This window comes from Pseudoxanthobacter sp. (assembly GCF_036822375.1).
GTDB lineage: Bacteria > Pseudomonadota > Alphaproteobacteria > Rhizobiales > Segnochrobactraceae > Pseudoxanthobacter.
This window is the reverse complement of the sequence record NZ_DAISHT010000182.1, coordinates 1-6758: the sequence shown is the minus strand read 5'-3', so window position 1 is coordinate 6758 and position 6758 is coordinate 1. Positions and strand designations below refer to the sequence as shown.

8 protein-coding genes are annotated in these 6758 nt (G+C 70.0%); 1 reads left to right on the top strand and 7 read right to left on the bottom strand.

What is annotated here, in order from left to right; all coding sequences use genetic code 11:
• Positions 1–132 precede the first annotated feature (132 nt).
• Positions 133–672: an inorganic diphosphatase gene (gene ppa, locus V7067_RS14055; protein ID WP_334176532.1), complete on the top strand. Its 540-nt coding sequence runs from the start codon at positions 133–135 to the stop codon at positions 670–672.
• A gap of 124 nt (positions 673–796) precedes the next feature.
• Here the strand turns inward: ppa and V7067_RS14050 are convergent, their stop codons facing one another.
• The 7 genes from V7067_RS14050 to proC form a co-directional block, all read right to left on the bottom strand.
• Positions 797–1258: a metallopeptidase family protein gene (locus V7067_RS14050; protein WP_334176531.1), complete on the bottom strand. Its 462-nt coding sequence runs from the start codon at positions 1256–1258 to the stop codon at positions 797–799.
• A 48-nt stretch (positions 1259–1306) separates the two neighbouring features.
• On the bottom strand, positions 1307–1828 hold the full coding sequence (locus V7067_RS14045) for a disulfide bond formation protein B (protein WP_334176530.1): 522 nt from the start codon (positions 1826–1828) through the stop codon (positions 1307–1309).
• Between the two features lie 37 nt (positions 1829–1865).
• Complete coding sequence (locus tag V7067_RS14040; protein WP_334176529.1) at positions 1866–2447, bottom strand: YqaA family protein; 582 nt, start codon at positions 2445–2447, stop codon at positions 1866–1868.
• A gap of 331 nt (positions 2448–2778) precedes the next feature.
• Complete coding sequence (locus V7067_RS14035; protein WP_334176528.1) at positions 2779–3387, bottom strand: ActR/PrrA/RegA family redox response regulator transcription factor; 609 nt, start codon at positions 3385–3387, stop codon at positions 2779–2781.
• Positions 3388–3523: 136 nt separating this feature from the next.
• Complete coding sequence (locus V7067_RS14030) at positions 3524–4894, bottom strand: ActS/PrrB/RegB family redox-sensitive histidine kinase (RefSeq protein WP_334176527.1); 1371 nt, start codon at positions 4892–4894, stop codon at positions 3524–3526.
• A 205-nt stretch (positions 4895–5099) separates the two neighbouring features.
• Positions 5100–5777 carry a TetR/AcrR family transcriptional regulator gene (locus V7067_RS14025; protein WP_334176526.1) on the bottom strand — a complete coding sequence of 226 codons (678 nt, stop codon included), beginning with the start codon at positions 5775–5777 and terminating at the stop codon, positions 5100–5102.
• 25 nt (positions 5778–5802) lie between these two features.
• Positions 5803–6651 carry a pyrroline-5-carboxylate reductase gene (gene proC / locus V7067_RS14020; RefSeq protein ID WP_334176525.1) on the bottom strand — a complete coding sequence of 283 codons (849 nt, stop codon included), beginning with the start codon at positions 6649–6651 and terminating at the stop codon, positions 5803–5805.
• Positions 6652–6758 lie beyond the last annotated feature (107 nt).

Sequence of the window (6758 nt, the reverse complement as noted above, 5' to 3'; positions counted from 1 at the left end):
CACCATCCCGCGCGCGCCCGAGGGGGCCGGGGTCGGGGGGCCGCAAGGCCGGTTGGCCGCAAGGCCGGTTGTCCGTGAAGCGCGCCCGGGCAGGACGCGAACAGCAACAGTGACCGTTAAGGATCCCGTTCCATGAACATCGAGGCCGTGCCGATCGGCAAGAACCCGCCCAAGGACATCAATGTCATCATCGAGGTGCCGGTGGGCGGCGAGCCGATCAAATACGAACTGGACAAGGAATCCGGCACCCTGTTCGTCGACCGGTTCCTCTACACGCCGATGCGCTATCCGGGCAATTACGGCTTCGTGCCCCACACCCTGTCGGACGACGGCGACCCGATCGACGTGATCGTCGCCAACCAGCGCCCGATCGTGCCGGGCGCCGTGATCAACTGCCGCCCGATCGGCGTGCTGGTGATGAGCGACGAGAAGGGTCAGGACGAGAAGATTCTCGCCGTGCCCACCAGCAAGCTCACCAAGCGCTACGACCATGTGCAGACCTATCTCGATCTGCCGGAAATCGTGGTCAAGCAGATCGAGCACTTCTTCGAGCACTACAAGGATCTGGAGCCCGGCAAGTGGGTGAAGATCGTGCGCTGGGACGGCGTGGAAGTGGCCGAGAAGATGATTCTGGAGGCCATCGCCCGCGCCGAGGCCGAAGGCGCCAAGTAAGAGGCGCCACAGAAGGCGCCGGAAACCCGGCTGCCGACGATCATGACGGGCGCCCCGCGGCGCCCGTTTTCTTTTGCCCGGCCGCCGCCCCTCCCCGCAGGCATTCCGCCCGCAGGATCCGGTCTCAGCCGGCGTCGTCCTCGATGCGCTCCATGTCCTCGTCCGACAGGCCGAAATGATGGCCGATTTCGTGCACCAGAACATGGGTCACGACGGCCCCGAGACTGTCTTCGCCATCGGCCCAGAAATCGAGGATGGGGCGCCGATAGAGCCAGATCTGGTTCGGCATGCGCCCGGTGAAGTCGGTCGCCCCGGCCTGCGCCATGCCGAAGCCGACGAACAGGCCGAGCAGGTCGAATTCCGATTCCAGCCCCACGGAGGCCAGCGCCTCCTCATCGGGAAAGTCGGCGACGCGAAACACCAGCCCGCCGGTCAGAGCGCGGAAATCCGCCGGCAGCGCCGCATAGGCGGCAAGAGCCAGAGCCTCGATATCGACCAGCGTCGGCGCCGGGCGCTCAGCCCAGCCGGACGACTTCGAAACCTCGGAGACCCTGGGAACCTCAGAGGCCTTGGGATCGCTCGGCATGGCAGTGGCTCCTCACTCGCCGGCCCGGGGCTGACGGGCCGCGGGGCGTCAGTTCTCGCTGCGGGCGAAGGCCCCGGCAACGGCAATGGCCGCCATCGCCAGCGAGAACAGCACGTTCCACCCGGCGAAGGACAGGCCGAGCAAGGTGAAGCTCACCTCGGTGCAGCTGACCACATGGGTGGTGGAAAGCTGGGCCATCAGGCTGCCGGCGTCGGTCACCCCGCCGCCGGTGGCCGCGCACTCGCTGGCAAGCTGCCACCAGCCCCACTGCGCACCGGTCTGATAGAGCGCAACGCCGAAGCCCCACAGCAACAGGCCCGCCAGCACCAGCAGCAGCCCCCGCGCCACCACCCGCGGCACCCGTCGCCGGGCCACCCAGAAGGCGACGAGCGCCACCGGCAGGCCCAGATAATAGGGCCAGCGCTGCTCAAGGCAGAGCGGGCACGGCTGGAAGCGGCCGATGATCTGGAAGCCCCATGCGGTCACGATGGCCACCGCCGAGCCGGCCGCCAGCGCGCCGGCGGCAAGGGTCTGCCGGTTGGTGAACGTTGCCTTCAGCGTCTGGAACATGACCGGACCTGCCCTTCCCGCACCGCGCGCCTGCGGATCAGATGACGTAACGCACCAGCACGAAGCCGCCGATGATGACGACGGCGAAGATCGTCGTCACCAGTTCCAGCCGGTGTTCGATGAACGCGCGCACCGGCTCGCCATAGCGCCGCAGCAGCCATGCCTCGATGAAGAAGCGCGCGCCGCGGGTGATGAGCGACAGAACGACGAACAGCAGGAAATTGTAGCCCGCGAAGCCGGAGGCGATGGTCACGAGCTTGAAGGGGATCGGCGTCAGCCCCTTGATGAGAATGAGCCATGCGCCCCATTCGGCATAGGCCGCGCGGAACGTGTCCATCTGGCTGCCGTAGCCGTAGAAATTGATCAGCCACAGGCCGACCGAGTCATAAAGCAGCCAGCCGATGCCATAGCCGACGATGCCGCCCACCACCGAGGTGAGGGTGCACCAGCCGGCCAGCCGCCAGGCCGCGTTGCGGTTGGCGAGGATCATCGGCACCAGCAGCGCATCCGGCGGAATGGGAAAGAACGAGCTTTCGGCGAAGGAAATCAGGCCCAGCACCCACACGGCGTGCGGATGGGTGGCATAGCTCATCGTCCAGGCATAAAGTTTGCGCAGCATGCTGCCCCCTCGTGCGCCGCTTTGCGCGGACGCGCGGATTCCAGAAAGCCGTCACCAGCCCCCTGCAGGGCCGGCATCCGGGCCTTGCCGCCGGCCCCGTTTCCTGCCGAGCCGCAGGACCCCCGGGGCGGGCCGCCCGTTCACCCTTGTGCATCGCGCTGCCGGCGGCACCCGCCGCTCTCTGCACCGGGATGCCCGCAACGCCGTTCGTTCTCTGCGCCGGGATACCGGCGACACCGCTCATTCTCTGCGCCGGGATACCGGCGACACCGCTCATTCTCTGCGCCGGGATACCGGCGACACCGTGGCGCCCTGCGCCGGTGCCGGCCGCTCAGCGCGGCGCGCGCTTGGCGAGAATGCGCTGCAGCGTGCGGCGGTGCATGTTGAGACGGCGGGCCGTTTCCGACACGTTGCGGTCGCACAGCTCATAGACCCGCTGGATGTGCTCCCAGCGCACGCGGTCGGCCGACATCGGATTTTCCGGCGGCGCGGCCTTGATCTGCGGATCGCGGGTCAGGGCGGCATAGATCTCGTCGGCATCGGCCGGCTTGGCGAGATAGTCGATGGCACCGAGCTTCACCGCCGTCACCGCGGTGGCGATGTTGCCATAGCCGGTCAGCACCACGGTGCGCGCATCGGCCCGCCGCTCGCGCAGGTGCTCGATCACGTCGAGGCCGTTGCCGTCGCCAAGGCGCATGTCGACCACGGCGAAGGCCGGCGCAGCGGCTTCCACGCGGGTGTGCGCCTCCTCCACCGATTCGGCCACGGTCGTGATGAAACCGCGCTTTTCCATCGCCCGTGCCAGCCGCTGCACGAACGCCTTGTCGTCATCGACGATCAGCAGGGTCGGATCGGGCCCGAGCGAGGCCGGGCTTTCGGTCACGATCGGGTCGGCCCCGTTTTCGGCCGGCGGATTGAAGGGGGCGTTCGGCGCGGTCATGAGAGATCAGCTTCCTGCGCAAGGGGTGCGGCCGGCCGTGCTTGTGAGGCCCGGGCCCGGGCACGATCTGGCCTTGTGTTATACGGCGTTCCGCTGCCGTGGCAAAGGCAGGGCGCGGCCGCCGCGGCGGCGGGGTTCAGTTTTGCCGGCTTTCCGCCTCGCCGGCCGGGCCGGCGATGAGTTCGTCGGGCTCGTGCAGGCGGCGCGGCCATTCCACGGTCACCACCGCGCCGCGGTCGGGCAGTTTGCGGTTGGCCAGCCGCAGCCGGGCGCCGGTGCGCTCCAGCAGCGTCTTGGCGATGAAGAACCCCAGCCCCAGCCCGCCGCGCTCGCCGTTCTCGCCGCCGCGCACCGCCTCGCCGCGGGCGTTGCCCGGCCGGGTCGTCACATAGGGCTCGCCGAGCCGTTCGATGATTTCCACTGCAAAGCCCGGCCCGTCGTCGGCGATCATGATCGACACCGCCTCCTGCGACCAGACGGCCGTCACCTCCACCCGCTCGGACGCGAAATCGACGGCATTTTCCACGATGTTGCCGATGCCGTAGAGGATGGCGGGATTGCGCGCGAACACCGGCTCCAGCGCCGGTTCGCCGGCGCTGACCACCACGATCTCAACCCCGAAATCGCGGTGCGGCGCCGTCACTTCCTCCAGAAGCTGCGGCAGTTCCATGCGCTCCAGCGGGCTTTCCGGGTCCGACCCCATCGATGCCAGGCTGCGCAGGATGTCGCGGCAACGCTCCGCCTGCGTGTGCAGCAGGCGGATGTCCTCCGCGCGGGCATCGTCGGCGGGAAACTCGCCCAGCAGTTCCTTGGCCACCACCGCGATGGTGGCGAGCGGCGTGCCGAGCTTGTGGGCCGCGGCCGCCGCCATGCCGTCCAGCGCGTTGAGGTGCTGCTCGCGGGCCAGCACGAGGTCGGCCGTCGTCAGCGCCTCGGAGAGCTGCCGGTTCTCCTCCGCAACACGAAACGCAAACAGGCTCATGAAGGTGAGCGTGGAGACCAGCGCCACCCACAGCCCGAGCATGTAGGGCATCGGGATGGCGACGCCCTCGCCCTCGAACCACGGCAGCGGCAGGTGGACGAAGCCGAGCACGGTTGCCGCCACCACCACCAGCCCGCCCAGCATCAGCGTGCGCAGCGGCGGCAGCGCGGTGGCCGAGATCATCACCGGCGCGATCAGCAGGAACGAGAACGGGTTCTGCAGACCGCCGGTGAGATAGAGCAGACCGGACAGCTGGAGCACGTCGTAGGCCAGCACCAGCGTGGTGGCGCGGCCGGAAAAGCGCTGGCTGGAAGGATAACGCAGCCGCAGCGCCAGATTGACCCAGGCCGACAGCGCCACCAGCGCCAGACACCAGCCAACCGGCAGCGGAAAGTGCAGCCAGAACCCGACCACCAGAATGGCCGCCGTCTGGCCGGCAACGGCCAGCCAGCGCACCTGAACGAGAGTATCGAGACGCACGCTGCGGCCGACATGGCTCGGCGAGCGGTCGAGGGCCAGTGACATCGGCAGTCCATCCCCCCGGGAAGCGCCGCCGCGGCGGCCCGATCCCCTCAAATCCGGCGCCGGCCGGCGCCCCGCCGCGCCCTGCGCCTTCGTCCCCTTCCCCCGCGATGGCGCCCCGCCCGCCGGCAGCGGCCGGAGCGGCCATCCGCCTCTTAAACCGCGCTCCGGGAACCGCCACAAGAGAAAAGCAACTGAGGACCGCGCCTCAATTCGCGGGGTCCGGACCGGCGGCCTCCGCAGCCGGCGGCCGCCCCGCCGCCGCGCCGGCACACCGGTCCATGACCGGCTTCAGCAGCGGCGCCAGACGGTCGCGCAGGCGGCAGGCCCGCGCCAGCGCCTTCTCGCCGCGCCCCAGCGCCCGGTCGAGCGCGGCCATGGTGCGCGGCATGACCGGATCGTCCTCGTCGAGCCAGACCTTCAGAACCTCCGCCTCTACCAGCGCCAGCCCGCCGGCCCGCAGCCGGCCGAACGGCGTGGTGGCGGGAATGCCCGCGGTTTCCAGCATCCAGCGCTGGCTGGAAAGACCGAGGCGGGCCAGCCACAGAGCCAGCGCCGGGTCGCGCACGGCCGCCGCCCTCAGCCCCTTCAGCCCGGCCTTGTAGGGGGCAAGGCAGTCGAGCCGGCGCATCACCACGTCGAACAGGCGGTCGCGCGCCGGCTCGTCGGCCATGTCGGGATCGGCCCCGGCGATAACCGCAGCGTCGATTTCAGCCACGAAGGCTTCCAGAATGGCGGCCCGGCCGGAAAAGCGGCCGCGAACGGCGGCAAGCGGCAGACCGGCCCGCTCGGCAATGCGCGTGAGCGTGACCTCGTCCCACGGCCGTTCGCCGGCCAGCGTCATCAGCGCAGCGATGACCGCGCCCCGTTCGTCGCCATCCGCCATCTTTACCCTCCTCCGGCCCCCACACTCAGGGGCGCGACAGCTCCCGCGAGCGGGCGGTGGCCGCGGCAATCGCCTCTTCCATCAGCGGAAAGACGCCGCCGTCGCCCTGCGGCCCCATCAGCACCTTCAGCGCCGCCGCGGTGGTTCCGCCCGGCGAGGTGACATTCTTGCGCAGGATCGCGGCCGGCTCGGCGGCGCGGGCCAGCAGCTCGCCCGAGCCCGAAACCGTCTCGCGCGCGATGCGCATGGAAAGATCGGCCGGCAGGCCGGCCTTTTCCGCCGCCGCGGCCAGCGCTTCCACCAGCAGGAACACATAGGCCGGCCCACCGCCGGAAACCGCCGTCACGGCATCGATCTGGCCCTCGTCCTCCACCCACTCCACATGGCCGACCGTGGCCAGCAGCGCCGTGGCGAGGGCGCGGGCATCGCTGGAGGCGAGCGCGTTGGCGCACAGCACCGAAACGCCGCGGCCGACCTGCGCCGGGGTGTTGGGCATGGCGCGCACCACCGGACGGGCGCCGAGCGCGGCCTCGAACGTGGCAACGGTGGTGCCGGCGGCAATGGAAACGACCATGGTGGCCGGCGTCAGCGCCGCCACCAGCCGCGGCAGCGCCTCGCCCATGCTCTGCGGCTTGACGGCGATCACCGCCACCTTCGGCGCAAGGCCGGCCGGCACGGTCGTTTCGTGACGCACGCCGCGGGCGGCCAGAAAGGCCTGCATCGCCTCGGAGGGATGCGGATCGACCACCACCACGCCATCGGCCGGCAGACCGTTATCCAGCCAGCCGGTCAGCAGCGCCCCGCCCATCTTGCCCGCGCCGATCAGCAGCAGCGGGGTGGCGAGCGAAAGCGGGGAATTCGGTGCAGCGGTCATGACAGCGGGCCTTCGGGTTCTGACGCAATCGGCCGCCGCCCGCCCCGGCCGGGGCGCGCCGTGCGGCACTCGACCTCATATAGCCCCAACGCGCGCACCGCCCAAGA

Excerpts from the sequence above, each read along its gene's own strand:
- ppa (WP_334176532.1), top strand. The coding sequence starts at position 133 with ATGAACATCGAGGCCGTGCCGATCGGCAAGAACCCGCCCAAGGACATC.
- V7067_RS14050 (WP_334176531.1), bottom strand. The coding sequence starts at position 1,258 with ATGCCGAGCGATCCCAAGGCCTCTGAGGTTCCCAGGGTCTCCGAGGTT.
- V7067_RS14045 (WP_334176530.1), bottom strand. The coding sequence starts at position 1,828 with ATGTTCCAGACGCTGAAGGCAACGTTCACCAACCGGCAGACCCTTGCC.
- V7067_RS14040 (WP_334176529.1), bottom strand. The coding sequence starts at position 2,447 with ATGCTGCGCAAACTTTATGCCTGGACGATGAGCTATGCCACCCATCCG.
- V7067_RS14035 (WP_334176528.1), bottom strand. The coding sequence starts at position 3,387 with ATGACCGCGCCGAACGCCCCCTTCAATCCGCCGGCCGAAAACGGGGCC.
- V7067_RS14030 (WP_334176527.1), bottom strand. The coding sequence starts at position 4,894 with ATGTCACTGGCCCTCGACCGCTCGCCGAGCCATGTCGGCCGCAGCGTG.
- V7067_RS14025 (WP_334176526.1), bottom strand. The coding sequence starts at position 5,777 with ATGGCGGATGGCGACGAACGGGGCGCGGTCATCGCTGCGCTGATGACG.
- proC (WP_334176525.1), bottom strand. The coding sequence starts at position 6,651 with ATGACCGCTGCACCGAATTCCCCGCTTTCGCTCGCCACCCCGCTGCTG.